Here is a 1,451-nt window from a genome sequence, read left to right on the forward strand (position 1 = left end):
CTTACGGCCCATCCACCGTGGTGGGATGGACCGTAAGTGACCCCGCGTTGCGTCGTTTGGCGGCGCCTCAGCCCTCGGCTTCGATGGCCGCCTTCGCGCCGGGATCGGAATCCTTCAGGAACTTTTCGATCCGCTCCGGCTCCTCGGGCTCGCCGATCGCCGCGGACGCACGGCCAAGCGAGTAGAGGGAGCGCAGGAAGCCGCGGTTGGGTTCGTGCTCCCACGGGATCGGCCCGACGCCGCGCCACCCGTTGCGGCGCAGCGAATCCAGGCCGCGGTGGTAGCCGACCCGCGAGTACGCGTAGGAATCGATGGTGCGGCCCTCGTTCCAGGCCTCCTCGGCGAGGATGGCCCACAGGAGCGAGGAGGTGGGGTGCTTCGCCACGAGGGCCACGGCTTCCTGGCCGAGCGCGAGATGCTGGTAGATCTCGCTCTCGGCAGGCAGGAGCGTGGGCTCGGGACCCATCAGGTTTTTCCGGAACTCGTCGGACATGGCTAGAAGGTCTTGCCGGTGGAGCCCAGCTGCTGGGCGGCCTCGACCACGCGGGCGGCCAGGCCGGCCTCCGCCGAAGCGCCCCAGACGCGGGGATCGTAGAGCTTCTTGTTGCCGACCTCGCCGTCGACCTTCAGCACGCCGTCGTAGTTGCGGAACATGTGGTCCACCACGGGGCGGGTGTAGGCGTACTGGGTGTCGGTGTCGATGTTCATCTTGATGACGCCGTAGGAGACGGCGTCCGCGATTTCCTTGTCCGAGGAGCCGGAGCCGCCGTGGAACACGAGGTCGAACGGGTTGGCTTTTCCGATCTTGGCGCCGACCTGTTCCTGGATGTCCTTGAGGATCTCGGGGCGTAGCTTGACGCCGCCCGGCTTGTAGACGCCGTGCACGTTGCCGAAGGTCAGCGCCGTGATGTAGCGGCCGTTTTCGCCGGAACCGAGCGCGTCGATGGTGGCCAGGGCGTCCTCGACCGTGGTGTAGAGCTTGTCGTTGATGGCGTTCTCGACGCCGTCTTCCTCGCCGCCCACGGTGCCGATCTCGACCTCGAGGATCATCTTGGCGGCGGCGGTGCGCGCGAGCAGTTCACGGGCGATCCGCAGGTTTTCCTGCAGGGTCTCGGCGGAGCCGTCCCACATGTGCGAGTTGAAGAGGGGGTTGCGGCCTGCCTTGACCTCGGCCTCGGAGGCGGCGAGCAGCGGGAGCACAAAGCCGTCCAGCTTGTCCTTGGGGCAGTGGTCCGTGTGCAGGGCGACGTTCACGCCGTAGTTCTTCGCGACTTCGCGGGCGAACGCGGCAAAGCCGAGGGAGCCGGCAACCATGTCCTTGGTGGCGGCGCCGGACCAGTAAGCCGCGCCGCCGGTGGAGACCTGGACGATGCCGTCGGACTCGGCCTCGGCGAAGCCGCGCAGGGCGGCGTTCAGGGTCTGGGAGGACGTGACGTTGACCGCCGGGAAGG

Annotated in this window: 2 protein-coding genes; both read right to left on the reverse strand. The window is 67.8% G+C overall.

The window, feature by feature from the left end; genetic code table 11:
• Positions 1–67: 67 nt before the first annotated feature.
• Positions 68–493: a DUF3151 domain-containing protein gene (locus LQV45_RS32060; protein ID WP_230011549.1), complete on the reverse strand. Its 426-nt coding sequence runs from the start codon at positions 491–493 to the stop codon at positions 68–70.
• A gap of 2 nt (positions 494–495) precedes the next feature.
• Positions 496–1,451, reverse strand: a 956-nt coding sequence (gene fbaA, locus LQV45_RS32065) for a class II fructose-bisphosphate aldolase (protein ID WP_230011551.1), incomplete at its 5' end; no start/stop codon positions are given.

The organism is Microbacterium sp. Bi128 (genome assembly GCF_918698205.1).